The organism is Ktedonobacter sp. SOSP1-85 (assembly GCF_016587415.1).
In the GTDB taxonomy this organism is placed as follows: Bacteria; Chloroflexota; Ktedonobacteria; order Ktedonobacterales; family Ktedonobacteraceae; genus Ktedonobacter.
Genome location: NZ_BNJI01000002.1, coordinates 1,412,460 through 1,438,638, shown reverse-complemented (window position 1 = coordinate 1,438,638; position 26,179 = coordinate 1,412,460). Strand labels below are relative to the sequence as shown.

Genomic DNA, 26,179 nt, shown 5'->3' with positions numbered 1-26,179 from the left:
AAGTGGCGGTTGGTTGAACCGCTTGTCACCCGTCCTAGTGGTGTTCAGGCTTGTCCTGAAGGCTAACGTATCCTTCCCTGATCCACGGGTCAGCGTGAGGAGAGATACAAGCCCCCGGCTTTAGCCGTGGAGTCTGGTGACTAACCTTCAGGGAGACGTGGCAGAACAGAGGAGAGCCTCCCTTAGTTTTCTACGAAGCAGCCGTTTTTGCCTTCCGCTTGCCGTCAGTGAGGACACTCTTCCCACATTTTGCCAGGTACATCTCCATTTCGGGCGAAGGCACCAGCTTTGAAGCTAAAGCATTCGCAGATGAAGGCAGGGCTTCTTCGTTGAGCTGAGCGCGGTTCTTCACGCGCCCGAGCAGGAGGAAACTCCACGCCAGTCCAGTTCCCAGCACCGCACAACCGATCCATAAGGCGAATCCCCATTGCTGAAGGACCAGGCCTCCCAACAGAGGACCAGCAAAGGCAGAGAGGCCCCAGGACATGCGTGCCACCCCCTGGTACAGCCCACGCTCAGTAGTGGGAGAAAGCAGAGCAACAATCGTGGCTGAGACGGGGACAAAGATGATTTCCCCGATCGTCCACACCAGAACCGAGCCAGCATACAGAGGAAGCGAAAACAGGGAGTCAGCGAGAGCGGTCAGGCCGAATCCCGCCCCCAGGAGCAAGACCGATACCGCGAGGGCCTTGAAAGGGGCAAAACGCGTCAGCAGATGGGAGAGCGGCAGGCCAAGCAGGACCACCACGATCCCGTTGATGGAGATTACGAGGCCATAATGCGCGGCATCCAGCCCATGGAGCTGCATATCTGCTGGCAGCGTGGAAGAGTATTGAAAGTATATGCTTGTCAGGAAGAAAGACAGACCAGTATAGAGCAGGAAGCGACCATTCCGCCAGATTCCGGACGTACTCGCCTCCTGTTTGAGCTGAGGCACTGAATGCATGGAGGATCTGGTCGCGGTTGGACGTGTTTCCGGTAGACCGAGGAAAATCAGCAGACAAAAGAGTGCGGTCCCGATGCCATCGGCGCAAAACAGGATGGTATAGCCAATATATGGGACGATGATACTTGCCAACAGGGGAGATGCGGCCATGCCCAGATTATAGGCCCAATACACCAGGCTATTGGCCTGGGCCTGGCGCGCTTGTGGAATGAGATCGGCCAGCACCGCATTCGACGCGGGGCGATACCACGAGATCCAGAAGCCCATCAGGAATGTGAGCAGTGCAATCAACCAGGTCTCCTGAATAAAGGCCAGGGCAAAGGTCGTCGCGGTCAGGCCCACCAGGCCAGAAAGAATGGTGGGGCGACGTCCAATCCTATCGGCTAGCACTCCTCCAAGCAGTGCCGAGACGCACGAGCCAATCCCATAGAGTGCGACAATGGCCGACGCCTGGCTTACCAGAAGATGTCGGACTGAGACCAGGTAGAGCGATTCAAACGGGAGGACAAAGGTGGCCGTTCCATTGATCAATGTCCCAAACAGCAGGTACCAGTAGGCTCGGGGATATCCCGTGAACATCGCGAAAGCATGAAACATGGTTCGCTTTCGATGTGCCGCAGGGATTTCCTGTTTGGGCGCATCCTGTTCTTCCATCAGGGCGCGCGATTCTGCAGGCAGAACAGTCCGTCGCGAACGTGTTTGCTGTCGATCTTTCTGAGAGATCGTCATGGGGTTGGGAACCGGGCGTAAAGCACGCTCAAAGAACGTCAGAAACCGTGTGCGATACGCCTGACGATCCGCGAAATACGCCCGACAGTGCTCTGCCCTTGACACCTGCCAGTGTTCAGTAGAATCAGGCGCAGCCGCAACCAGCCGTTCCAGTTCCTGGGGGTTAACCGTCGTATCTCGTCCTCCGTGGATCAGCAACGATCGGACACCATAGAGTAAAAGCGCCATACCAGTAAGGATAGAAAAGCATATCCTTAAGAAAAGCGTGGGGTCAAACATCATCTCTTCACCAATCCTTCAGAGTCATCACATCCAATGAAGCATATTCTTCGTGCAAACAACATGGTGGGTGTGTACCACAACCCTCCTTCTTTGCTCTACAGAGGCAAGCAGAGAGAACACTCCCTGGTAGAACCCCCTCACACACGGTTGCGAAAGCGAGCTCGAAACTCCATAAGGCATGCCGATGGGGCGTCCTGTACGCCCAGATGAGGCGCAATTCCTCGGGCCCCGGCCCGCCTGAGCGCAAGGTAGTGGTTTTGTGCCGTTTTTGTGTCGACCCATCCAAGGGCCGAGGGAACATCGAGTGTTGCCACAGCAAGCCCGGCTAGCAAGGAGCTTTTGATCTGGTATGGAGTGCGTCCTCCCCACCTTTCTTCAGCTTGTAAGAGCAGATCTAGCATCGACCCTTTTTCAACCCCCCGGTGCGCCTGTACTGCTGTGGGGAATGTCAGCTCATCTACCAGGGGGACAAGGATGTCCTCGTGTGCTCTTACCCGAGCCAAAAGCGGCTCTGCAACAAGAGGCGAGGGCCCGGAAAACCTGAAGACGATCGTACCAGCGCGAATGCGATCGATGTTGAGCCGTTCAAGAAAACTCCCTGTCCCAAGCAGAAGCGTTGCCTCGTACACAGCATCTGGAGCGCTTTCGCCTTCTTGCAGCGTGTCGATAAGCAGTATTTCCCCCTCAAAGCCAGAGGCGCGTAGTTCTCTCACAAGCCGCTCAATCTGTGCCTGCTGACCCGGCTGAGAACAGAGAATTACGGATGCAGGATGGGGCAAAGTTACAAGCAAAAGGCGAAGGAACGTGCTGGCAAGAGGGTCAGATCCTACTGCCACAATCTGTTCACGGCGCAGATCACGGGCGACGCGAGCAAGTATCCATTCAAGCGTGAGCACCGCTGCAGTGCTGGTAGTTGCATCTGCAGTGGTGAGCCTTGGCCGATCATCTGCCCGCAAAACCTGGTACTCCTGGATCAGCTGCCCTTCATGCGTGACAGAGGCAAGAGGAGTAGAGAGGGAAACACTTCTGGCACCACAGGACCGAGCAATGGCTACCGCCTGGCAGGCCTGCTGAATCAGCTTCTGTCGCTGCTCGTCGTCATCAGCGTGCGAGATCGCTATGGGCAGAAACATATTTCCTACACGCCCAAGTGGCGTTGTCACAATGTTCGTGAGTGTAGGGCGTCCCTGGTGCCAGAACCGCAGGAGCAAGGCCTCCTCCTCTTCAAGAGGAGGAAGACAATGAAGCGCTACAGCATCAAGGGGAGCCTCGCGTTGTGTGAGCACGTTCTCAAGGAGCACATGGGAAAGCGGGAACCACTGCTGCTCACCTTGAGACCGTGGCGATGTTTCCTGCGGATGGATGGAGTGGGAAACTGTATGCATCATACTCTCATTTCTTCTCTTTATAGACAACATGTCCTTCTGTTGTCATTGCCAGACAAACAAAACCGCGATAGAAAACTGCCTATCCTCTGGGGCGTTTATGAACGCACAACTATCGTCAACAGGACAGATCAGGAACACATGGAAGCGAGAAAGGCACAGTATCTGCCAGATGGCTCTCCTCCTGAGAATCGGTTTCCGCGGCAAGGGACCACATCACTCTGCGGTACAAGGCAGGAGAGATCCTTGAGCGTCTGAAGAATCATGAGCGGCGTTTGCCAACGTGTGTACTCCGTCTCCATATGTTCAACCAGGTGACAGAGGACATGATTGGCTTGAGGATGCACCAGTCGAATCTGTGACAGGAGTTCTCCATGTGCACGCTCTACGCCTACTCCATCCTGTGGAAAAAGAGGGAACAGCACCATTGTGAGCTCTTGAGCAGCGTTATAGGAAATGTCGACATCAGTTGAGGCCAGGTGCTTCAGGAGAGAGAGGATAAGCGCATGGGAAGGGAAGAAGAGCGAATCCCCGTAGACGCTCTGCCATAACCACGTGCCACTGAAGCGCATCGAGCACACACAGGCCAAACCGGCCTACTGCGACCACGTGTATATCGTCCAAATGAAGAGTGGTATCGCACAGGCTCGCCAGGTCCTCAACCCAGGCGGAAATGGTATAAGCAGACTGTTCCGCTGGTTTGGAAGAAAAACCGTGCCCAAGGAGATCCGGCGCCACAACGTAGTAGTGGCGAGAAAGAGATTCAAAGTAGGGGGTAAACACGGCACTACTTTGCCACTCGCCATGAAGCAAAAGCAATGGTGGGTTCTCAGGGGTGCCTGCGAAACGGCACCATATTCGTCGTCCGACTGAGTGAAGAGGAACATGCTGATCAGAGCAAGGTAAAAGGGATGTTCCCATCGCGAAAAATCCTCCGATTTTACCAAAATTTTGTAATTTGACTAGACATACTATTGTTCTGTGGACATGCCTTTAGCGTGTAAACCGTTGCTATGAAAGCGTTAGATGATGAAGCAATCCCTGATCCATTCCTGGCACTCAGTCAGCCATCATCACTACCACCAACATGGTCCAGGGTGCTCCGGTCAACATCGTGAAGTACGTGACTAAGTGTACCTGAAGCAAAGGAGACAAGGGAAGATGAAAACCACCCAATAGTGGACGAAGTAATTCCCAATTCTGGGCGAAGTGCTATCCATGTGAGCAATGCCCCAGGCGTTTACAGGAAACGAGCCAGAAAGCCCCTGTGATTTATTCAGGGGATGAATGGCTCTTCCTTGTTTGGGGTGGGGGGCATGGGAGAATACGTTGGGTCATCCCATGCCAGACACAAGTCGAGGCCGTCACCCGCAAATTGCTGAACTGGATTAGTTACACGGGAACCACCCCCGGCAAGAAACGCGACCGGCTCCTGCTCTTGTATGACTATCTTGATCAGCTGGGTTTGAGTGAAGAGGTCGAGCAGGTCAACTACCACGGCTCGACCTATCGACTTTCTGCGCGGCAGAAGCAGCTTCGAGCGACCCAACAGAGAGGATGAGCAGGGTGGTTCATCTTGCTGCTTTTCCCCGTCAAGGTGAGACCGCATGGGTATGCGCACGGTTCACCCCACCTTGACTGGTGGGCAGTTTGTACCGTTTTTTGGCCCTGGGAGTGGTTGACCAACCATCCCGTAGCGGTCCTTCCAGCCAGGTGCGTGGGCGATCCCGCCCTTGACTGGAGTGGGCGAGCGCTGTGCGCCGAGAGCGAGCGGGGTCCTGCATTGAGGCATCTTTCTCTTCCGCTCGCTCTCCCGTCTCGGAGTCTTCCCACTCCAGTCAAGGGTCGATACTCTCGGGATCGCTTGCTCCACGCACCTGGCTGAAACCGGCATTTCAGCACCGCTTCCAAGCCTCAAGCTCGCAAGGATGCTTGATGAGCCTGCGGCTCGCCCCTTTCAAGGCATTTGACAAGTAGACACATTGGTGCGCAACCCGTGGGCTTTGCAGGAGAGATGAGATTGCTATGGGTCCCAACAACATATACAATACCTCTGTCCTCTTGCTGTTTCTCGTCAATCGTGGAACTGTTGGGCATTCCTTAGTTTCGTAAAGAAGAACACGATGGGTAAAAACCGGCAACATGGTATGCAAAAGAAGCGGAGACCCGATGTGATATCTGCAAGGAAGCATGTTCCCCGATCTCCCTCATTGAACACAGAAGCACAACCAGTCGATGTGCCTCCCCTGACAGCGCTTGCGAAGCAACGTGAAACGATCTTTACATTTTTATCAGATAGCGCCATTGTCTGTGATCAGAAGGGGAAAATCCTTCGCATCAATACAGCAGCCCTGAAGCTTTTTGACATCCATTCTGAGACCCAGTGGCGAGGAAAAACCGTTCAGGCGTTTCTTGAACCCTATGGAATGTATGACGAACAACAACGACTGTTCTCCGCAAAACAATGGATCATGTACGCCATGACCCAGCAAGAGGTCATATGCAGTCCACCAGAAACATTTATCACGCTTGAGCTTCCTTCCGGGCGAAGAGTCGCGGTGACTCTCTCCTGCTCACCTCTGTATGATGAGCAGAAGCAGGTCAGTGGGATGGTGATTGTTTTCCATGAGATTTCGCAGCGGTATCAACACGCTCTCCACCTCCAACGCGTCCACGAGGCGGTGCTGACCCTGACACAAGCAATTGCTCACCTCCCTGAGCGTATTCCTCAGCAAATTGCTGACGCATTGCCTGAAGGATCTCTGCTTCTCTCGCCTCCAGTTGTCTTCATTGCCCAGCAGTTGGTGAACGTGATTCATCAGGTAATGGATTGCCACCGGGTGATGTTGAAAGCGGTGCGATGGCCAGAGGGATATGTTCACTATGTTACGGGCAGTGGTTTCACGCCTGAACAAGAGAGCCCTGAGCGAGCGATAGGCGGACTTCACACGCTCTCCGATATCTTTGAGGAAACCGTATTGGCCCGTCTCTTCGAGAAGAAGGAGGTCACCCTTCGTGGTGATCGCATGCCTTACCTGCCTGACGCCCCCGATTTTTCCTCCGAAAGTCTCCTGCTGACCCCTTTGTTTCTTGAGAACCAACTGGCTGGGATACTTATTATCACGAAAGTGGGGGTGACGAGTGTCTATACATCGGAAGAGATTGCCCTGGTGAAAGCGCTCGCAGCACAGGCGCTGTTAGTGATCGAATATCTCGGCCATGTGCATGAGCAGGTAGAGGCTCACACCAGAGAACGTGCGCTCCAGGAAATGCATCAACTGAGCAAAGACTTCTTGATTCTCGCCAGTCACGAACTGCGCACCCCTCTCACCGGGATCTTAGGCAATCTTCAATTAGCCCAACGCCGGTTAGAGACGCTTTCTCGTCAGATCGCATTCCAGGCTGAACACGTCGGCGAGTATGTTGCGCAGGCCCAGCAACCCTTAGCCTCCGCGGCACAGAGCGCCCGACTACAGCAGCGTATGATTAACGACATCATCGATGATGCGCGCATCCAGGCGAATCAACTTGAGGTACAGCTGAAACGGTGTAACCTGCTTGCGTTGCTGAAAGCGGTTGTAGACACACAACAACAAATAACACCCGAGCATGTGCTTGCTCTTGACAGGAAAACAACGGCTCAAGAGGTCTTCGTCCTCGCTGACGCTGAGCGGGTTGCCCAGGTTTTCAATACATACCTGACGAATGCCCTCGCCTATTCATCTGCGCGCGCCCCTGTGACGGTGCAATTGGCGGTTGAAGATTCAGTCGCGCAAGTTTCGGTCCACAATGAAGGACCAGGCATCCCTCACGAAGAGCAAAAGCATCTCTGGGAACGCTTCTACCGTGCGAAGGGATATGCGGTCCAGCATGAATTGGACTTGAGCTTAGGGTTAGGGCTCTATCTTTGCCGAGCGTTCATAGAGCATCAAGCGGGCAGCGTTGGTGTGCAGAGTGCACCTGATCAGGGGGCGACCTTCTGGTTCACGTTGCCCATTGCTCCAAAAGAGAAGGAATGAGACAGGCACCCTCTTCGGCTGCATATACGCGAGGAAATCTATCCCTATCTCATGCGGCAATATACCTCAAAGTATTGAGTTAGAGAGGCAAACGAGAGAAGCGCTTCCAACCTCATCATTCTCAGTCCTCTCCAGAAACTGGGAGAATGCATGTGTTTTTTTGTCAACATGCGTGGAGGTGATCCCATATGACATCACGTGTGACATCAGGCATGCCTGCACATTCCCCATGGCTGTTTCTGTAAGGGAGGAACCCCATAGAGCGAATGCCTATGGGGTTCTTAATAGCTCTAGATAGGGTTGGAATTACTGTGGGTCACATATTCTATTATAATACGAACATAAACAGAATTGCATGTATTTCTTGGGATATCATCAAAAAGACATCTCTACGATGATAGGGTCTTGTGTCCCCATGTGCTCATCTGAGACATCTTGGAGTTGACCCAGTGTGGTGTTGTGGTTAAAGAAGGAGAAGACAAACGGGGCGCTTGTTCTCTCATCTATTTATAGGAAGGGTCTATGAATGGACTGCACCCATTTTCCCGGACAGTGATCGAAGTCAACTTCGCGAAAATATCGTACACTGAAAAGATGCGAAGGAGAAGAAACGATGCACAAGCGACAACACAGCCGAGAATTTAAACTGGATGTCGTCCGTCAGGTGAGTACCGGCCAGAAACGACCAGCCCAAGTCTGCCGCGAATATGGGCTGGCTGCAAGTGTCCTCTCGCGGTGGCGCAAGGAGTATCAGGAGCGCGGAGAGTCGGCTTTTTTGTCCACCGAGTCAGGACCGGCCACGGAAGCCTCACGGGTAGCCGAATTAGAGCGTTTTTGTGGACAATTGGCGTTGGAGAATCAGGTGTTAAAAAAAGCCTTGCAGAGCAGAGGGTTGGGGAACGTCACGCCATGATTCTCCAGGCTCATCAAGACCACCCGGAGCTCTCAGTGTTGCGGTTGTGTGAATTATTCTCCGTGAGTCGCAGTTGGTACTATGAAGCCAAGCACGAACAGGGAAATGAGAGCGAAACGCAGTTGCGCGATCACATCGAGCAAATCATTTTGGAGTTTCCCGGCTATGGCTATCGTCGTGTCACCCGTGCTCTGGCACGAGCAGGTTGGAAGGTCAATCATAAACGAGTCTTGCGGATCATGCAGGAAGAATCCTTGTTGTGTCATCTGAAAAAACGGTTTGTGGTTACGACGACTGACTCGCGGCATCGATTCCCGGTCTATCCTAATGTACTGGCCGGTAAAGTGCTGACGGCACCCGATCAGGCGTGGGTGGCTGATCTCACCTACATCCGCCTGCGGGGAGCGTTTGTGTACCTGGCTTGTATCCTGGATGCGTTCTCACGCCGGTGCGTGGGGTGGTTCCTCTCGCGGGAGATGACGACTCAGCTGACCCTGGCCGCCTTGAATCAGGCTATTACCCAACGTCACCCAGCTCCTGGGCTGATCCATCACAGTGATCGTGGCGTCCAATATGCGAGTCACGACTATGTGGAGCAGTTACAGGCGATTGGCGCGCACATCAGTATGTCTGCCGTAGGCAATCCCTACGACAATGCCAAAGCCGAAAGTTTCTTTAAGACGTTAAAAATGGAGGAAGTGTATCTCAAAGAGTACGAGTCATTTGCCGATGCAGAAGCCAATGCGAGAGGAATTCATCGAGCAGGTGTACAATACCAAACGATTGCATTCGAGCTTGGGGTATCTTCCACCTGCTGAGTTTGAGGCAGCCTATGCCTCTGTGGCCGGAAGTTGACTTCTTTGTATGTCCGACAAAAGGGGTCTGACGCATTTTTGATGATCATGATGAATCCATTGAACCGTGAAGAACGCGCTGGCGCAGGAGGTCAAAATTCGCTCTACCATACATCTGCCGCTTAAGATACTTCAAACGATGAACATGCCCTTCCACAACACCATTGTTCCAAGAAAAAATGAGTCCAGCTTGCACTGCTTCCTGATCCTGGCGCAACTTGACGACAAACGAGCGGAATTCAGGAATACCACTGTGAAACGCTGCATAGAACCACAGATCGAGTTCTTCTCCCCGGCGCTCTCGTACCATCTGGAGAAACAGTTGGAACAGCGATGCGCTCCGCTCCAACTCAGGGTGGAGTTTCTTTGCCTGGACCAAGGCTTGCACTTCCTCTTGACTCAATTCCTCATCGTGTCGCAAGAGCAGGCCAATGAAACGACTTGGAGTGAGTTCAGTTGTCTGTGATATGGGAGGGAGAACACCTCCCTGTTGTTCCAGTTGGCGTAAGCCCAACACGTAGCGCACCACAGTCATGCGTGTACCGGTAAACCCTTGCGCCACAAGTTCTCGCCACAGTCCCAATTCATTTCGGTATCCTTCTTGATAACGAGCTCTCAGATAGGGTTCATAGGGAGTGAGAATGCCAGGCTTGGGCGAGCGGGAAGGCTTTTCAGGAAAGCTCTCTGCTTTCGCATAACGAATAACTGATTCTCGATGCATATGTAATCGCCGTGCAATTTCGCGATGACTCATACCTTGTTTCACAAAATGTTGTACAGCCTCGTAACGCTCAACACGTTTGTCTCTTGCCTGTCCCTTCCGGTACTCCCGATCTGGTCGGGCATAGCGAACTGTAAGAGGCATCGCATTCACGTCGGGAACAGGAACACGAATTTGTTTGAGAAGTCGGCGATGGCGATGAAAACTGCGCTCCAGCACTTCTGCCAGATTACGCACGACATGGAAACGATCTGCGACTTGAACTGCTTGAGGAGCCCCTTGACGAGATCCCAAAGCATATTCGCCGCCGCGATCGCGGCTGATGACCAGAATTTCAGGGTGATTTGCCAGCCATTTGGCAAGGGTCGCAGCAGTGCGATCAGGCAGAACATCGATTGGGCGGTGTGTTTCCAGATTCAACAGAAGCGTTCCATAGCGCTTGCCTCGGCGATAACTCCAATCATCTACCCCTAGGATACGCACCAATTGAGCTGCGGGGTTGGCCTCCCTCCGTATGAGGCGTAAAAGTGTATCATGGCTGATCTGCATTGAAAGGTCTTCCGCCAAGTGGGCTCCAGCTCGACCTCCCAGAGCAAAGGAGATAGCTGTCAACACCCGTGCTGCTCTCACCGTTCGCCGAGCGTAGGCAACAGCACAGGTGGGAAGACGCTCACAAAAGATATTGCGGCTACAATCTGGATTTTGGCAGCGAAAACGACGAACTTCGACGATCCAACGGACAGGTTGACCACAACAAGGAAGATCTGCCCATTGCCTCTTGTAGCGAGAGTGAACCCGTCTGGAAGGCAGGTGACAAAGAGGACAGAGAGCCTCCATTGCTCTCGTTGTGGCTATGGCCGTGATCTCATGGGTGATATGGTCAATGGTAATATTCGTGAGCTCAAGTTGAGTTGCATCAGGTAATATCAAATCCGTTTAAGCCGTGTCTAAAGGTAACTACTCAGGTACCCTGGAAGAGACTGGACAAGGCTGATAAACTACGAGCATGACGGAAGAAGAAGCGAGACAGCTGAGAAAAGAGAACACGGAACTCAAAGAAGAAGCTACCCAGAAAGATCGGAGAATCGAGGATCTGGAAGGACGGCTGATGAGTGCGCTTCTCTGCATTGAAGAGCTAGAGCGACGACTGGCAAAAGATAGTCACAACAGCAGCAAGCCGCCGTCGAGTGATGGCTTCAAACGCAAAGGGAAAAAACGTCCGGCGAGCAGCAAAGCAAAAGGAGGACAAGCAGGTCACGCAGGACACACCCTTCAGCGGGTGGAGACGCCCGACCGGGTGGTGATCCATCGTCCCAGTCATTGCGAGGCGTGCCACGGTGAACTGGGAGCGGTGGTGGGGCAGGTCAAAGAACGTCGGCAAATCCATGATCTCCCCGTCATGCGTCTCGTCGTCACGGAACATCGAGTGGAAGCCCTCACCTGTCCGAGGTGTCAGCATCAGAACGCGGGCACCTTTCCGAGCGAGGTGCAAGCACCTGCCCAGTATGGACCCGGAGTGCAGGCCCTGGCGGTCTATTTCTCCCAGTATCAATTGCTGCCGATGGAGCGCATTGGCGAGGTCTTTGAGGATCTGCTCACCTGTCGGTTGTCCGAGGGAACGTTGGCAAGTTGGATCCAGGAGGCAGCTCGCACACTTGGCCCAACGATGCTCCTGCTCAAACGCTTGCTCCTGGCACAAAAGCTGGACCATGTGGATGAGACGGGCGGGCGAGTCAAAGGCTTGCTGCATTGGTTTCACGTCAACGCCACCCAGTGGTTGACGCTCTACCATTGGCATCGCCAACGAGGACAGAAGGCAATGGATGCCATTGGGATTTTGCCGGAGTATACGGGGCGAGCGATCCATGATCGATTGAGCAGCTACGACCACTATGGGTGTGTCCATAGCGTGTGTGGCGCGCACCTCTTACGCGATTGCTTGTTGATCGCTGAGCGGGATTGCCAGCCGTGGGCGCAGCAGATGCATGATTTGTTGGAGCGCATGAGCCACACCACCGCCCGTTTGCGCGCGGCGGGGGCGGATCGGCTTCCTCCAGAGGAGCGCGATGCCTTGGTCCTCCAGTATTTTGAGATCCTCCAACAGGGCTTTGCTGCTCATCGGACCCTGGCTCCCCCACCAGACGCTTGCGCTCCCAAAAAACCCGGTCGCCGCAAACAAGACGACGCCAAAAATCTCCTGGATGCCCTTCTTGCGAGGGCCGAGCAGGTCCTCGCTTTCCTGGACGATCTGGCGGTGCCTTTTAGCAACAACCAGGCGGAAAGAGATCTCAGAATGATCAAAGTGCAGCAAAAGATTTCTGGGACATTTCGCAGTGCCGAGGGAGCCACGGCTTTCTGCGTCATTCGCAGCTATCTTTCGACGATGAGGAAACAGGGCCGTTCCATGCTGGCCGCTCTGACGGCGGTCTTTGAGGGAATCCCGTTTCCCATTGCCTGGGAACCAGGCACCTGAGTAGCAGAGCCTGTGAATTATTGCTGGGAGAAAAGGCCTCAGAAAATTCCACATCTCAACGGACAAAGATTTCAGGCTTCACCCGACGCCGATGCCCAATCCACCTTACGAATGTTACAAGGCTCGCGTAAAGAGACGCACTGATAACTATCCATGCTATATCGAGCGGCGCTGTGGCAGGAAAGAGAATTTGAAAGATCACAGAGCCAGTAAACCAGAGGAGAAAGAAGCTGACGGCATTTTTCAACGTCCATTTTAACGGCCATTGATCCAGGAAGAGGAACCACCTGGGGGCATCAAGAGCCATTCCCAATGCCTTGGCTCGCTCGAAGCGCATGCCGTACCTGAATAGGACGCATAAACAAATAAAGGCCAGACCTATGAAAATGGTACGTGCGAGGTGGGTAGCCGTATTAATTGGCACCATGTCTATTGTTATCGGCATCAGATGGAGGCTATCGAAAATCTCTATGCAGAGCATTGCAAAAGTAAGGATGCAAAGGATAATACAGCCGATCAATTTGGCATAATAATTGCCTGGAAGAGCCTTCTGTTGAGGTTGCATAGCTCATTTCTCCTCTTTCAAGCGTGTATTGAAGGCCGGGCCGCCGCATTCCCCTCGCCTTCAGGCAGGGGTTAGGCGGCCCCTCTCGCTCTATTCTAGCATGGTATGGCATACCATGCTAGAATAGAGCGTATGAGAGAACAACATACGAAGCATGCCATATATAAAATAGCATACCATTTTGTATGGTGTCCCAAGTATCGCAAGACTATTCTGGTGGGGAATATCGCCACGTTTATTGAGGAAGAAATCAGGCGATTATGTGAGGCGAATACTTGGGAGATCGGCGCACTCAATGTACAGGAAGACCACGTTCACCTCTTTTTGAGTGCGCCACCCGCTATTGCGCCCTCTCTCATTGTTAATACCCTCAAAGGGATTACTGCGAGACAAGTCTTTAAGCAGCATCCCGAAGTCAAAAAACAACTGTGGGGTGGGAATTTCTGGTCTCGCAGTTACTACGTTGGCACCGTCGGAGACATGACCGAGGAAACCGTCAAAAAATATATCGAGTTGGGACAAGGGACATGAGAAAAACGTACAAGTACCGTTTAGCTCCCAATAAGACGGTGGAGAACAAACTCCATTGGGTTCTGGCACGTTGTCGAGAACTCTACAATGCGGGTCTTTCCGAGAGGAAGGATGCTTACCGTATGGCGGGCAAATCGATCACCTACTATGATCAACAAAATGTCCTTCCAGAGATCAAGGCAAAGATCAGAGAAGAGTATCAGGATATCGCTGCTCATGTCCTGCAAGATGTGTTAAAACGACTGGACAAGGCATTTCAACGGTTTTTTGATCGCTGTGCCAAAGGCCAGAAACCAGGATACCCGCGTTTTCAGGGTCGTAACCGCTATAACTCGTTTACCTACCCGGACGGCGCTGGCTGGAAATTGGATCAACAAACACGCCCGCCTGATAAGAAGGGCATGGTCAGAGTCAATCTGAAATTGACGAAGATTGGAACAGTGAAACTGCACCTGCATCGAGACATGATAGGCAAAGTCAAAACCTTGACCATCAAGCGCGAGGGAGAGCATTGGTATGCCTGTTTTAGCTGCGAAGTGGACAAGCCGGAAGCCTTGCCTACCAGCTATGAGGATGTAGGGATAGACCTGGGTGTGACTCACTTTGCCGCCTTGTCCAATGGTGAATTCCTTGAGAACCCGCGCCATTATCGGAGAGCAGAGAACAAGCTCAAGAAGCTACAAGAGTCCTTGTCTCGCAAGAAGCGCGGCAGTCATCGCAGAGCGAAGGCAGTGAAGCGCGTGGCAAAGGCCCATCGTAAGGTCCGCAATCAGCGTGCCGACTTCGCTCACAAAGCCTCAAGAAAGCTCGTCAATCGCTATCAAGTGATCGTGCTTGAGGATCTCACCATGGCCAATCTGGTGAAACAGCCAAAGCCGAAGCAGGACGAAGAGACAGGACAGTATTTGCCTAATGGGGCGGCAGCCAAAGCGGGATTAAACAAATCAATAGCCGACGCTGGTTGGAGTCAATTTGTGGGAATGTGTACGTACAAGGCAGCATGGGCCGGGCGTACTCTCGTACAAGTTGATCCTAAGTACACCAGCCAGATTTGCCCGAATTGCGGGAATGTACGCAAGAAGACGTTAGAAGAGCGGTGGCATTCTTGTACGTGTGGGTGTGAACTGGATCGGGATACGGCCTCAGCGAAGGTCATCCTCGATATCGGACGAAAACAGCTTTCGGTCGGGACGCGGCCAACGCGGGCAACTGCGTAGAAGCCTCTCCATTCTATGGGGAGGTACGTTCACGAAAGGCGGGGAATCCATGAAAGCATACTCACAAGATTTCCGCGAGCGTGTTCTGCGAGCCGTGGACCTAGGTCGCCCCAGAGCCGAGATTGTGCAACTCTTTGGTATCTCGTTGGCCACCCTCAAACGGTACAGCAAGCAACAGCGAGAGAAGGGGCATGTACGCCCCAGAGCGATTCCTGGTCGCCTTCCGAAGAAGCAGGCACAACTGGAGGCAGGGCTGACGCCTCAATTACAGGAGCACAACGACGCCACGCTGGAGCACCATTGCGCCATGTGGGAGCAGACTCACGGTGAACGCGTGAGCCGGTGGACCATGAGCCGGGCGATCAAGAGGCTCGGCTGGACGCGAAAAAAAAGTCGCTCAGGGCAATGGAGCGCAATGAGGAAGAGCGAGCCGCCTGGCGAAAGAAGGCGAGAAGCCTTCCAACGAATGCATTGGTGTTTCTTGATGAAACCGGCTCCAATATTGCCTTGAGGCCCCTGTATGCGCGTGCGCCAAAGGGGGAACGAGCGGGAGGAACGGTGCCGCGGAATCGTGGCAAAAATACCACGCTAATCGCGTCCCTCTCTCTTTCTGGCATGGGAGCCGCGATGATCTTGGAAGGATCAGCCAACACGATCGCCTTCGAGTTGTATGTTGAACGGGTTCTGGCGCCCAGCCTCCAGGTGGGGCAAATTGTGGTGATGGACAATCTCCAGACACACAAAAGCGCACGGGTCCGGCTGGCTATTGAAGCGAAAGGCTGTCAACTCCTCTTCCTCCCGGGATATTCACCCGACCTCTCTCCGATCGAAGAAGCCTTCTCTAAGCTCAAAACCGCCTTACGACGAGCAGGAGCCAGAACGAGAGAAGCGCTGGAAGAAGCTATCGGCCAAGCATTACTTACCATCACCGCGCAGGATGCGCAAGGCTGGTTCCAACATTGCGGGTACCTTCTTCCTGATCAAGAAAGGAAGGGTTAAATGAAAGCTCAATCTTTTGGCTCCCCGCTGTAACGGTACTTTGTTGACGAAGGTTAAGCGGAACTGTAGAGAGCGAGGCCCTGCCCCCGCTCAAGCCCTTGAAAGAGGCGTTGCACGGCAGGAGGCGGGGGCAGTGATGACCAACCGCTCCAATAGCGCCTGAGCATGATCCAGGGCTCGAGCCATCCCCGCACGGCTCGAAGGGCTGCTGGCCACGACACCTGCGGCCGTCTCTCGTGGGCCGTGGTGATTTTTTTCCCCCGCGTCGGCTGTTGCGGCCGAGGCACTGGTGGCGGCAGCGGTTGCTGGTTCAGGCGGCTGGCTGAGCGCTTGGGCCGTGCACATGCTCGGATGACGGAGATGGTACCAGCAAAAGGAGAACGCGCAACAGACTAATTGCCAATGCCGGCGGATCGCTGTGTCGCTTCTCACCTGATACTGTGACCAGCCCAGGGCGTGTTTGACGTGTTTGTAGCTCTGTTCAATCCACATGCGCAACCCATAGAGCCTCATCACTTCTTCCACCGTGGCTGCAGGCCATGAGGATTCCGTTTCAGAGGACGTTGCCGAGGCAGGCAGGTTCGTGACCAGGTACGAGGTGGTGAGGTCAGGCAGTTCCTGCGGGTCGGTCGTCACCACCAGGGCCCGTTCCTTCTGATCTGGGCCAAATGGCCCCGCCACGATCTCCACCGCCCACCAGTCCTCTTGATGCCCATCGCGGAAGGTCCTGGTGATATTCACCCACTTGCCCGGATGCTCACTCCCCTTCCATCCAGCCTCGTGGGCGACCTCTTGCAAGGTTCCGGCCTCTTCTTCTGGATGCCACCAGGCGTGGGAAGGCTTGAGGGCCAGCACATACGGGACCTGTAGATCGGCTAAACCGCTTCGAAAGCCGCGATCCTCGCCATAGAAGGAATCGGCCACCACCGCTCGAAAAGGGAGTGCCTGCTGCACGGCTCGTTGCACGAGTTGCAGGGCAATCTTGAGCTTGGTGCGGAAGGCTGGATCTTTTTCCCCCTTGGCAAAATAGAGCGCCGGCGTGTAGGGTTCGACATCCAGCGGGTAGTAGACGCGCTCGTCGGCCCACAGACTGCTGACGGAGACCACGCCATTGTCAATCTTGCCCACATTGGCCAGGTACTGGCGGCTCACGTGAGCCGTTTTGTGCCCATCCTTGCGATCCCCTGTCTCATCGATGACCAGGACCCCGTCCTTGGTCGGCATTGTGCTGGGGTCCTCGCGCAAGATGGTGAGCCGCTCGGCTTGCACCTTGCGCTCATCCCAGTCCGACTCGGAGAGAAACCATTGTAAGGCTTGCGCTCGTGGCTGGTGCGCTCCCACCAGTGGCTCGGTGTTGACCAGCCCTGTGAGGGTCTTGTTCCGCTCGCTTGGCAGCAAGAGCCCCTCGAGATAGCGGCGGAACCCTTCGCGCTGATTGCTCTTGCCAAAGATGGGGTCAAAGTGCCTCGCATAGTCCTCCAGTGGCCCTGGAGCTGCGGCGACCTCGATGCGTTTCGTCATCTTCTTCTCTCCTCTTTCTCTCTTCTTCTCCTTTCATTCTACTCCCCCTTCCATCCTCGTCAACAAAGTACCGGTAAGAGAGTTCCGCGAGGCGGCGTTGGAGAAAAGAGCGTTCAACCTCGTTTTGGCAAAGCTTGAGCGCTTGGATGTATGCTTATGCTTCAAGGGCCTGCTGGGGTCGGCCAACTCGCCGTAGTAGATCGGCGCGTGCGGCGTGGAAGGGGTGATAGTTGGAGAGAGCTTTTTGCATTTCTGGCCTGTCAAGTAGTGATAGCCCATGTAAGGGATTGTCCGCCATCGCCACAGCGACAACACGGTTGAGTTCGATTACAGGAGAAGGGGTCATGCGCATCAGTATGCCGTAGAGAGCCGCAATCTGCATCCAATCGGTCTCCTCGAAACGTTTGGCCTCAACGTGTAAGGCGCTTATAGCGGCCTGTACCTGGTAGGGGCCCGAGCGTCGCATATGCAATGCTTGTTCCAGGAGAGCCTGCCCCTCTTGAATTTTGTCCTGGTTCCACAGAGAGCGATCCTGTTCTTCGAGCAGGACAAGTTCTTGCTCTGGTCCCAGGCGCGCGTTACGCCGGGCGTCGTGTAAAAGCATGAGTGCTAGCAGGCCCAATGCTTCTGGGAGCGTATCAAGCAGGGATTCTTGTGTTAGGAGCTGGAGGAGGACTCGCGCGAGATGTATCGCTTCATCACAGAGTTCAGTGCGTAGCAACATATTGCCGCTGCTGACGCTGTAGCCTTCATTGAAGATGAGGTAAAGGACGGAGAACACCGCGTCCATACGCTCTCCAATGGTCTCAATTGGGGGTACCTGGTAGGGGATACCGGCATCCCTGATTTTGCGTTTGGCACGTACCAGGCGCTGGGCCATAGTTGGGAGCGGAACCAGGAAAGCGCTTGCGATCTCAGCGGTGGAGAGACCACCGAGCGTTTGCAGCGTGAGTGCGACCTGTGCTTCCAGTGCCAGCGCCGGGTGGCAGCAGGTAAATATCAGCTTGAGCCGCTCATCGGGGATTGCCTCGGCTTCTCTTGCTCCAGTTCCTTGTTGCTCTTCCTTTTGAAGTAGCTCTTGCAGGATCTCGTGCTTGCGTGCCAACGTACTGGCGCGGCGCAAACGATCGATGGCTTTGCGCCGCGCGGTCGTTGTGATCCAGGCACCCGGATTGGGCGGAATACCTTCTATGGGCCAGCGCTCAAGCGCGATGAGCAGGGCATCCTGGAGGGCATCCTCGGCTAGCTCGAAGTCCCGTAGGGTGCTAATTAAGCTGGCAAGGATACGATCTGCCTCCTGGTAAAAGGTATGGGCGACCATCCGGTGTGCTGGCAGCATTTATGCTCTCACTTTACTACTCAAATTCCATGATGGGGCGAATCTCAATAGAGCCATCCGTAGCGGCAGGGACCTTGGCCGCAAACTCAATGGCCTCGTCAAGATCCTTGCAGTTTAGCAGGTAGAATCCACCAAGCTGCTCTTTGGTCTCGGCAAAGGGGCCATCTGTGTGCAGGGTTTTGCCGCCTCGTACCCGTACCGTGGTCGCGGTATTGGTAGGGAGAAGAGCCTCACTGCTGACAAGCACGCCCTGCTGTTCGGCTTCTTTGCCAAAGGCCATATAGGCTTCATATTCTTCGTTCAATTCTTCCTGGCTGAATTTTGTATGGTCGACCTCATTTTGGTAGATCAAGAGTAGATAACGCATGTTTCCTCCTATGTATTGTTGTTCCTATTATAGTTCGAGGACGATTCATGTTGTCCTTCAACAGAGCAACGAATGGGAGGCGACGAAATCGACATTTTTAGCAACAGATTGCACTAAATTTTTGCAAACTGATTTTTTGTTTTCCCTGGTTCTCGCAAAAAGAGTCAGTGTGTAAATGTGAAAATTCGATGGTTTTGGGGTCTTGGTCACTTTCGGTGGAAAAACACAACAAAAGATCACGGCAGAAGCCACTCAAGCTCTTTCTTTTCAACTGTTGATGAGCTTTTCCACCGAAAATGAACAAGAGCCGATTTTAGGGTGAAGAGTGATCAAGCGGTGCGAAGAGTGATCAATGGTACAGATGTCCCTGGAAAAGCCGCTTCTCATCTGGTATGCTTCTTGTGACGAGTGTAAATTGCGTCCTGCAGACTCCTCTTGTCGGAAGGATACTGATGGTTACACCGGCTGTCGACGGCATTGATCTGTTCAAAATTGCGAATTGCACCGATCTCACCACATTGGAGACGCTCTCTCATGAGGTGCTGCCGGCACTGAATAAAGGACGTTGAACAGCCTGTAAGAGCGAGGGGCATGCTGATTTTGCTCCATCATCTTCTGATTTTAAATTGTCCTTATTTTCCTCTTTCCTTTATCTGCCACGTATCCTATACTTAAAAAAGCTTGTCTGCCTACCTTTCTCTCGCTCCTTTTGGATTGCTGAAGGAAACAAGGCAGAGTAAATGAGCATCTTTGGGAAATGATGCTCTCACTGATGTTGATAGCGGTACTCTCTATCCGTTAATCTGCTGCTACACGCGCGATTTTTGGATATATTTACGTGCTCCATCGGTGATTACTTTATGCTGAGAGATATCCTTGATAAGACGCATACTGGGAATCGGGCCTCGTAGAGTTAGCTGACGCACGTGTATATGCGTGTCAGACAAGTCTTCGGGGACTGTATGTTGGTTTCCCGAATCCCTATCAACCGATAGAGGAAGATCGTGAGGAGGTGAACAACATGGTCCAGCGTCTGATCCGCACGCTCATGCGTCAGGCGACAATGGCAAACAATCCCCCCTGTGGGCACTCTGCCTGTGCCGCCTGCTGCATGGGGATGCCTTGCGGCGTCCACAAGTGCAACGGCGGTAAGTGAGTGATGGAGTCTCGTTCCGAGTCTAGCTCGGAACGAGACTCCCCGTCCCTAGCGTCTATCGAGTTAGAAGGGGAGTTATGTCACCTTGAGTAACTCCCCTTCCCTCTCAACTGCATAGTTGTCAAGCGGAAAGACGGAGCGCATAAATTGTTCAAAGCATGCATGTGATGCTGGTTGCTGACACCGTATATATGCTCCCACAAATCCATCTGGATGAGCAGCTTTCTTTATCCTTGCGTCCCATTAGCCTCAAATGTCAATGCGAGTTGGGTGCCCCTCAGTGTAAATCCCAATATTAAACGGTTCTGCCCACGGGATGCGCAACGAGATTATAGCAAGCTAGCAGCAGAAAGAAAAAGAGATCTCTAATGAGAAGGAACAAAATCTTCTCTCAGAAGGAGGTCTCTCTACCTATGATACCCAACGCTTGCATTCAAGTCCACACATCTCCTGTAGATCGCCCCTCGGTACCAGTCTGGTTCGCTGAAGTGGTCATCATTGTTCAGCACCTCGCAGCGAGTGGTCTGCTTGATGTGTTTGCTCATGAGGTGCGTTTGGTGCGCGGACGTTTTGGCAGCTATGAACCCATCGATTTTCTTGCCTTGCTGATAGGTTATGCAATCAGCGGCGAGCGGACGTTAGCAGACTTCTTTGAGCGCATAGAGCCTTTCGAGACGGAGTTCATGGCATTGTTTGGGCGCAGATGTCTTCCTCATCGTTCTAGCTTGAGTCGCTTCTTAGCCGATGTAGATCGTCCTTGCTTGGAGGCCTTCCGCGCACTCTTCCAGCACCATGCTTTCACTGATGGCTGGACCTTGGAGAGTATCGGCGGATTGTGGGATCGCCAGGGGCACCGCTGCATTGTTTTTGATGTAGATGCCACGCGTCAGGCCGCACGGCAACGAGCGTTACCTTGTGGTCCTGAACTTCCCGCTACGCGACGCCGTCTTGATGCGGTCTGTGCGCCTGGTTACAAAGGGCGCAAGCGAGGTGAGGTGGTACGTACACGTACCACCGCTCTTCAAATACATACTCGTCAATGGATCGGGACATATTCAGGGAAAGGGAATGGTGACTATCGTGACCAACTTGCTTCAGCACTTCAGGCGATCACCTCCTACGTGAAAACTTTTGCGCTCACATCAGAGGTGGCCTTAGTCCGTCTCGATGGGCAATATGGCGACGCGGCGGTGATCGCGCAAATCATCCTGGCTGGTGTGCACCTCGTGACACGAGGGAGAGGATATCAGATCTTGGAGCATCCCCAGATTCAAGGTGTCCTGGTTCATGCACCAACGGCAAACATGACGAGCAGAAACACGGGTGAGGTCGTTGAGCTCTTTGATGGAGGCTGGCTTCAACCAGGGGAAGACTTCCCTCAAGTTCGCGTGATTGTTGCCCGACATCAAGCTCCTGCACCTGAAAAGTCGATTTCGGTGGGAAAGCGCATCAATGAGTGGGTCTATGAACTCTTCATGACGACCCTTGATGTCGAAAGATTTCTGGTGGAGGACGTGCTGGACCTGTATCATGGACGTGGGGCGTTTGAAGCGGTGCTCGCAGATGAAGATGTCGAAAACGACCCGGATCGCTGGTGTTGCTACTCAGAGTGTGGGCAAGAACTCTGGCAAATCGCGTGCCAATGGATATGGAACCTTCGGCTCGTGCTCGGACATGCCATGCAGGGACAACAAATGCGCGAAATTGAGTGGACCTCCTCGAAGGAACCTCCAGCACACATAGTGGTGTCGGAACGTCTCTCTGAAGAATATGGCCCTTGGCAGCAGGCGAAAGGTGGGGGATGGGCGCGTGGTGGTTTCGGAGCAGATGCCTTCACCTTACAAGAGAACGGGATGCTGCAATGTCCTGCAGGAAAATCTCTCTGGTTGAGCGAAGTGCGCCAGGAGAACGCCTTCTCTCAACGAGCTGTCTATGTAGCCCTCCAAGAAGATTGCTTGTGCTGCCCTCTGCGTGAGCAATGTCTGGCTCGAAAAGCCAAAGGGAATCGTGCTCGTCGCGTCAGTGCTGTTCGTCGTCTTTTGCCTGCACCTTCATGCGTAGAACCCACGTCTGGAATCCTAGCAGCAACGCAATGGGTGGATGTCGCGGGGCGGATGCTTCGTCGAACATGGATGACCCACTGGCGCAGACAACATGTCGAGATCGTTCCACTGCCTGACATTCCAAAGAACATTTCCCCTCCACAGCGCTCACCGCGTGCCGTCCGCTCGCATCATCGCTGGAGTTGGTATGATCGACTTGGGCGTAACGCTTGGTGGGGCCCAGCGGTGATGCGAGTCACTGTCGCAGGTGTTCCCGCTTTTCTGGCAGTGAAGTAACGAAGGAGGGATGAGGAGAGAGTAACGTGTCTCAAAAGCGAACAATCTCCCTCTGAGCAGAGTACGAGGGCAGTAATCCTTTGTCCATTTTCACACTCGATCTTTTTCTCTTTTTACTCGCTTGCTGCAACCTCGTTGCGCATCCCGTGGGTTCTGGCCCACTCTTGGTGATAAGCTCTTCAATATTGGCGTCATAGGATACTTCTCCGAGCTTAAGAAACAAGAATGAGAAATGAAGATAAGCTCATCCCTCACCAAAAGTGGGCCAGAACCTGATAATGTTGGGATTTACAATTTACACTATTTCCTCCTGATACTTTAGATGTGGAGCGGTTTCTTCAATGGCGAAGGGGGGCTGATCACTCTTCGCACCGCTTGATCACTCTTCACCCTAAAATCGGGTCTTGCTCACTTTCGGTGGAAAAACACAGCAAAAGATCACTGCAGAAGCCACCCAAGTTCTCTCTTTTCAATTGATGATGAGCTTTTCCACCGAAAATGAACAAGAGCCCTAAAATCTGACCACTCTTCGCACTTACTACCACGTTTGCCAATCGCTCAAAAAGAACAGCAAGTGTGATTTGCCATTGATTTTGACCAATTTGGACAAGATATGGTTCAATAGGTTGTTGTAGTTCATTAAGTTCTACTTCTTAGCTTGCATAAGTACCCAGTTCATGCTTTGTTTGATCCAGTGAGCAATATTCTGTGCACGTTTTCTGGTAATGGTCTGATGGGTTGGGAAGAAGACGTTCTCTCCTTTGATGCGTGCTGTCCAAATCGCACCGCATTCTGGACATTGGACTTTTGCTACCCCAGATTGCTGCAATTGAGCTGGAGTAATGGCAAGACTCGTGCCTGAGAAAGGGCAATTTCCGGTGCCATACCGATTGTTGTGTAAAGATCAGTGGGGAACAAGCGAGGAAAGATGTGTGGGATGTATTTGCTGGTTAGATGTCCTCTTAACTGGCATCGATTTTGAAGATAGTCAAAACGATTGGACAGCACTGAAGCTTTGACAATCGCCTCTTGTCAAGCTATAATAAGTGCCGATGACATCATCGCAAAGGGGGATTGTCCGACCATGACGCCAGTGGTGTACTAACTTCATCCTACTCATGCTGGAAATACAGATGTAAAATCGCGCAGATCGCCATCACTCACATGCTACTGATGCGCGATTATGTCGTTGTGAGATGAAAGTAGTAATTCAACACTGGAAGGTAACGTATACTCATGGCAACCGGACTTTCTGACTTCTTCAAATACAACCTCTGGGCCAACCTGCGTCTGCTCGACACCTGTGAACAGCTTACTGATGCCCAGCTCGATGCCGTTTTCCCTGGCACCTATGGCAGCATCCGCGTCACCCTCAAGCATATGCTGGGCGCTGAGGAAGGCTATGCGGCCAGATCGGTGGGTGGCTTCCCAACCACGCCGCCTCTGCGCGAGGATGAGGGAGACCCGCGCTCCTTCGCCGAACTGCGCGAGCGCGCCCGTCGCGCAAGCTCGGCCATGATCGCCTTCACCGAGCAGGTCACGCCGGAACAACTCCAGGTGATCCAGCTCCTGGACGAAGGCACCTACAGGGCGCCGCTCCTGGTCACGGTCATCCAGTTCGTTGATCACGGCATCGACCACCGCACCCAGATCTGCACAGCCCTCACCCAGCTCGGCATTCAGTCGCCGGAGCTGGATGTCTGGGCATATAATGAGGCAGCGTTGGGATACGGGGAAATCAAGCAATAAGGTCTATTCGTACGGAAAGCGGCCAGAGATGAGCAGAAAAATCTCTTGAACGTGTGCTCGTGTTACACAGGATCATGCGTCCAAACAAGCTCTCCCTGGCCCAGCAATGGAGGCTGGTTGTTTGGCACGGACCTCGATCCAAAGCCTCGCTTACGAGACAGGTATCCTGGGCAAGTGTCTATCCTGCATGACCGCCCAGACGATGGTCAGACAACTGGTTTCTGTGGTGAAGGCATCAATTTGATCGGTTCGCTGGCGAACATTGCTAAAGAAGCTTTCAATGGCGTTGGTACTCCGAATATAGCGGTGCATCACTGGTGGAAACGTATAAAACGTCAGGAGATGTTCTTCATCCTCGTAGAGACTGCGGATGGCTTCGGGATAGCGCTTCTGATATTTGGCTTTGAAGGCGGCCAAATTGAGCAGCGCATCCTCTTTCTTCTCCTGTTTGAAGATCCCCGCGAGTTCTGTACTGACCTCCTTGCGCTCCCGATGAGGAATGGCATTGAGTATATTGCGTTGTTTATGCACGACACAGCGTTGTCGTGGCGTCGCAGTAAAGAGAGCAGAGACAGCAGCGAGAAGACCCTCATGCCCATCAGTCACAATCAGGTCTATCTGCGTGGCCCCACGGGTGCGGATATCTTGCAAAAGACAACTCCATCCATCTTTGTCTTCCTCTGCACAGGCTCGCAATGCGAGCACATCTTTGTTTCCTTCCAGGTCCACACCGAGCGCAGTTAAGATGATGGTCGAGTCGGTTTGAGTTCCATGCCGCACGCTGAAATGGATGCCATCGAGGTACAGGATGTGGTAATGGGCCAACAAAGGGCGCTTTCGCCACGTTTCATATTGCTCAGTCAAGGTCTGGTTCAACCGGCTCACACTGCTTGCACTTGGGCCCACTCCCATCAAGGTGGCAGCAACCTCTCCGACTTTATGGGTGCTGGTGCCGCTGACAAACATCTGGGTGAGCGCTTCGGCCACCTCTGGTTCATAACGGTTGTAACGCTCGAACACCTGGCTGTGAAACACTCCTTCTCGATCTCTGGGGACCTTCAGGTCTTCAATACGTCCAGTCGAGGTAACCAAATCGCGGGTGTAGGAGCCATTGCGATAGCCACGACGCTCTGGAGTGACTTCTCCCCACGAGGCTCCAATACACTGCTCTCACTCTTCACGCATTACCTGTTCAATCAACACTTGGACCGCGCTTACGGCCAGGTGGCGCAGATGCTGACGAAACTCGTCCTGCTCTGGCAGCGTCGGTGATGAGGATTGCCGAGTTGAACCTTCCGAAGTCGATGTGGTAGGCTTTTTCTTGGATACAGGCATAGTCTTCTCCTTTTCTGGAAATGAGTTCTGTGTCTTCAAAGGACACCCTATGCCTGTAGTATCATCTCAAATGCCCATCTTTGAACAGGTTGGGCTTTACACAACAATCGGTATGGCGTCCGCGGCTTAGCGCATGGGGCTCGCCTTTGTCCAGGTGCAGACCACTTTTATCAAACAGGATACAAACCCGGTAGGAAAGGGCCTTGCCTAGCCTCCGCTTAACGTCGCCTTTCTGGATATTCGTCAAGTCATGACGCGTCTACTGGGTCTCGCGCCAGAGATGATGAGAGCATGTAGACAGAGACTCCAGAATATGTTAGTTTTTGAGGGGAGGTGCGAAGTGAAAAAGAAGCTCAGGCGGATTATCGTGCAAAGCCAAACCTACCTCTGGGAGTTTACTCCAGGCTATGAAGCGACTAGTGATCCAACGAATCCATGGCAGTGTCAGGATTGTTTTACTGCCTATCTGTCCCAGACAAAAGCCGGTCCTTTGCGCATCTTTTTTCGTACCTGGGAAAATCCCATCATTGGGTCCACTGCGAACGGGGGCTCCGCTTGATCGTGAAAAGATATTCGCAGAATCATGGAGAGCCAATTTTCATCAGCCCAAATATGCGGCTTGGATCATTCAAAAGGCTTTAGAAGCGGGTTGGAAGCCAGAGCAAAGCAGGAGGCCGTTCATTATCGAGCAGGGTCTTGAGTGGGTCATGCAGAGGAGTTGATCAGATAGAGAAAGAAG

General features: G+C 53.2%; 22 protein-coding genes. 11 read left to right on the top strand and 11 right to left on the bottom strand.

The features are described from left to right. Nucleotides 1–190: 190 nt before the first annotated feature. The 3 genes from KTE_RS34570 to KTE_RS48130 all read right to left on the bottom strand — a co-directional run bounded on the left by KTE_RS34570 (nt 191) and on the right by KTE_RS48130 (nt 4,263). The gene (locus KTE_RS34570; protein WP_201389746.1) at nt 191–1,957 is read right to left on the bottom strand and encodes an MFS transporter; all 1,767 of its coding nucleotides are present in this window, start codon (nt 1,955–1,957) and stop codon (nt 191–193) included. A gap of 137 nt (nt 1,958–2,094) precedes the next feature. Next, entirely contained in the window at nt 2,095–3,345 is a 1,251-nt protein-coding gene (locus KTE_RS34565; RefSeq protein WP_201389744.1) for a thioester reductase, read from the bottom strand. A gap of 462 nt (nt 3,346–3,807) precedes the next feature. Continuing rightward, nucleotides 3,808–4,263 carry an alpha/beta fold hydrolase gene (locus tag KTE_RS48130; RefSeq protein WP_236600806.1) on the bottom strand — a complete coding sequence of 152 codons (456 nt, stop codon included), beginning with the start codon at nt 4,261–4,263 and terminating at the stop codon, nt 3,808–3,810. A 346-nt stretch (nt 4,264–4,609) separates the two neighbouring features. Between KTE_RS48130 and KTE_RS34555 the strand changes: the two genes are divergently transcribed. Beyond that, nucleotides 4,610–4,903: a hypothetical protein gene (locus KTE_RS34555; protein WP_236600805.1), complete on the top strand. Its 294-nt coding sequence runs from the start codon at nt 4,610–4,612 to the stop codon at nt 4,901–4,903. A 63-nt stretch (nt 4,904–4,966) separates the two neighbouring features. On the opposite strand, the gene KTE_RS48125 is transcribed toward KTE_RS34555, so the two are convergent. Next, entirely contained in the window at nt 4,967–5,134 is a 168-nt protein-coding gene (locus tag KTE_RS48125; RefSeq protein ID WP_236600804.1) for a hypothetical protein, read from the bottom strand. A 331-nt stretch (nt 5,135–5,465) separates the two neighbouring features. Between KTE_RS48125 and KTE_RS34550 the strand changes: the two genes are divergently transcribed. From KTE_RS34550 to KTE_RS34540, 3 genes are all read left to right on the top strand, one after another. After that, nucleotides 5,466–7,361 (top strand): PAS domain-containing sensor histidine kinase, encoded by a 1,896-nt coding sequence (locus KTE_RS34550; protein WP_201389742.1) that lies wholly within the window; start codon nt 5,466–5,468, stop codon nt 7,359–7,361. A gap of 613 nt (nt 7,362–7,974) precedes the next feature. Further along, nucleotides 7,975–8,274 carry a transposase gene (locus KTE_RS34545; protein ID WP_201389740.1) on the top strand — a complete coding sequence of 100 codons (300 nt, stop codon included), beginning with the start codon at nt 7,975–7,977 and terminating at the stop codon, nt 8,272–8,274. Then, entirely contained in the window at nt 8,271–9,092 is an 822-nt protein-coding gene (locus tag KTE_RS34540) for an IS3 family transposase (RefSeq protein ID WP_201389737.1), read from the top strand. The genes KTE_RS34545 and KTE_RS34540 overlap by 4 nt, the downstream gene beginning before the upstream one ends. A gap of 82 nt (nt 9,093–9,174) precedes the next feature. Here the strand turns inward: KTE_RS34540 and KTE_RS34535 are convergent, their stop codons facing one another. Further along, nucleotides 9,175–10,779, bottom strand: a complete 1,605-nt coding sequence (locus KTE_RS34535; RefSeq protein ID WP_201389735.1) for an ISL3 family transposase — start codon at nt 10,777–10,779, stop codon at nt 9,175–9,177. Nucleotides 10,780–10,855: 76 nt separating this feature from the next. On the opposite strand from KTE_RS34535, the gene KTE_RS34530 reads away from it, so the two are divergent. Beyond that, nucleotides 10,856–12,322 carry an IS66 family transposase gene (locus tag KTE_RS34530; protein ID WP_201389734.1) on the top strand — a complete coding sequence of 489 codons (1,467 nt, stop codon included), beginning with the start codon at nt 10,856–10,858 and terminating at the stop codon, nt 12,320–12,322. A 55-nt stretch (nt 12,323–12,377) separates the two neighbouring features. Here KTE_RS34530 and KTE_RS34525 read toward each other — a convergent pair whose 3' ends face one another. Next, nucleotides 12,378–12,887, bottom strand: a complete 510-nt coding sequence (locus tag KTE_RS34525; RefSeq protein WP_201389724.1) for a hypothetical protein — start codon at nt 12,885–12,887, stop codon at nt 12,378–12,380. A 132-nt stretch (nt 12,888–13,019) separates the two neighbouring features. On the opposite strand from KTE_RS34525, the gene tnpA reads away from it, so the two are divergent. Genes tnpA through KTE_RS48115 form a run of 4 tightly spaced genes read left to right on the top strand, consistent with a single transcriptional unit; the run spans nt 13,020 to nt 15,634 of the window. Beyond that, a complete protein-coding gene (tnpA, locus tag KTE_RS34520; protein WP_201379051.1) occupies nt 13,020–13,418 on the top strand; it encodes an IS200/IS605 family transposase in 399 nt (132 codons plus the stop codon). Beyond that, complete coding sequence (locus tag KTE_RS34515) at nt 13,415–14,635, top strand: transposase (RefSeq protein WP_236600798.1); 1,221 nt, start codon at nt 13,415–13,417, stop codon at nt 14,633–14,635. Before tnpA ends, KTE_RS34515 begins: the two co-directional genes overlap by 4 nt. A gap of 49 nt (nt 14,636–14,684) precedes the next feature. After that, the gene (locus KTE_RS48120) at nt 14,685–15,146 is read left to right on the top strand and encodes a hypothetical protein (RefSeq protein ID WP_236600803.1); all 462 of its coding nucleotides are present in this window, start codon (nt 14,685–14,687) and stop codon (nt 15,144–15,146) included. After that, nucleotides 15,041–15,634: an IS630 family transposase gene (locus KTE_RS48115; protein WP_236600802.1), complete on the top strand. Its 594-nt coding sequence runs from the start codon at nt 15,041–15,043 to the stop codon at nt 15,632–15,634. Before KTE_RS48120 ends, KTE_RS48115 begins: the two co-directional genes overlap by 106 nt. 90 nt (nt 15,635–15,724) lie before the next feature. Here the strand turns inward: KTE_RS48115 and KTE_RS34505 are convergent, their stop codons facing one another. The 3 genes from KTE_RS34505 to KTE_RS34495 form a co-directional block, all read right to left on the bottom strand. Next, nucleotides 15,725–17,155, bottom strand: a complete 1,431-nt coding sequence (locus KTE_RS34505; RefSeq protein WP_201379600.1) for an IS701 family transposase — start codon at nt 17,153–17,155, stop codon at nt 15,725–15,727. A 154-nt stretch (nt 17,156–17,309) separates the two neighbouring features. Next, a complete protein-coding gene (locus tag KTE_RS34500; protein ID WP_201389722.1) occupies nt 17,310–18,494 on the bottom strand; it encodes an RNA polymerase sigma factor in 1,185 nt (394 codons plus the stop codon). Between the two features lie 16 nt (nt 18,495–18,510). Further along, entirely contained in the window at nt 18,511–18,861 is a 351-nt protein-coding gene (locus KTE_RS34495) for a YciI family protein (RefSeq protein WP_201389720.1), read from the bottom strand. 1,569 nt (nt 18,862–20,430) lie between these two features. On the opposite strand from KTE_RS34495, the gene KTE_RS34490 reads away from it, so the two are divergent. Then, nucleotides 20,431–22,356, top strand: coding sequence for a hypothetical protein (locus KTE_RS34490; RefSeq protein ID WP_236600801.1), 1,926 nt, complete (start codon nt 20,431–20,433; stop codon nt 22,354–22,356). A 1,236-nt stretch (nt 22,357–23,592) separates the two neighbouring features. Further along, nucleotides 23,593–24,105: a DinB family protein gene (locus tag KTE_RS34480; RefSeq protein ID WP_201389716.1), complete on the top strand. Its 513-nt coding sequence runs from the start codon at nt 23,593–23,595 to the stop codon at nt 24,103–24,105. A gap of 150 nt (nt 24,106–24,255) precedes the next feature. Here the strand turns inward: KTE_RS34480 and KTE_RS34475 are convergent, their stop codons facing one another. Further along, on the bottom strand, nt 24,256–25,266 hold the full coding sequence (locus KTE_RS34475) for an IS256 family transposase (RefSeq protein WP_236600886.1): 1,011 nt from the start codon (nt 25,264–25,266) through the stop codon (nt 24,256–24,258). Between the two features lie 9 nt (nt 25,267–25,275). Further along, nucleotides 25,276–25,440 (bottom strand): hypothetical protein, encoded by a 165-nt coding sequence (locus tag KTE_RS48110; protein ID WP_236600800.1) that lies wholly within the window; start codon nt 25,438–25,440, stop codon nt 25,276–25,278. Nucleotides 25,441–26,179 lie beyond the last annotated feature (739 nt).